Source organism: Chromatium okenii, assembly GCF_016583745.1.
GTDB lineage: Bacteria > Pseudomonadota > Gammaproteobacteria > Chromatiales > Chromatiaceae > Chromatium > Chromatium okenii.
In genome coordinates this window covers 1-584 of the sequence record NZ_NRRQ01000130.1, presented here as the reverse complement: position 1 = coordinate 584, position 584 = coordinate 1, and the positions used below count along the sequence as shown (strand labels likewise).

1 protein-coding gene is annotated in these 584 nt (G+C 56.8%); it reads left to right on the top strand.

All coding sequences use genetic code 11. From position 1 onward, the window contains the following. Positions 1-71: 71 nt before the first annotated feature. Positions 72-584: FAD-dependent oxidoreductase (locus tag CKO12_RS14500; RefSeq protein WP_200155417.1), on the top strand; the 513-nt coding region annotated here is incomplete at its 3' end.

The window sequence follows — 584 nt, the reverse complement described above, 5'->3', positions numbered from 1 at the left end:
TTCTATAGTGCGTTTTGAGGCTCCCCCAGCAGAGCTGCAACATATAATAATACGCCCAGGAGGAACCGAGTATGTCCAGAGACCATCCGTCACAACCCCCCCGAGAGGGGCAGAGTAACTTGATTGAGGTAGCCAGTCGCCGAGATTTTCTCAAACTCTCCGGAGTTGGAGGCGGAGCATTGGCGGCTGGTGCCATGGGTGCCCCAGGCTTGCTCTACAGCGCCCCGAGCCGTGCTGTATCAACCAATGCCCGCATTGTCATAGTAGGTGCCGGTGCTGCGGGGCTAGCCGCTGCTAACCGATTCAGCCGGCGCCTGGATGGCGCCGAGATTACAGTAATCGACCGACGCGAGCCGCACTACTATCAACCTGGTCTGACCCTGGTTGCTACCGGCATCTGGGAGAAAGGCAAAACCGAGGATAGCAACGATCGCTACATGCCCAACGATGTGCGCTGGGTAAAGGCGATGGTCGAGGAGTACGACCCGGAAAACAACCGCCTGGTCACTGACGAAGGCGATACCATCGAATATGACTACCTGGTTGTAGCGACTGGCCTTGAGTTACGCTTCGATCGTATAGAG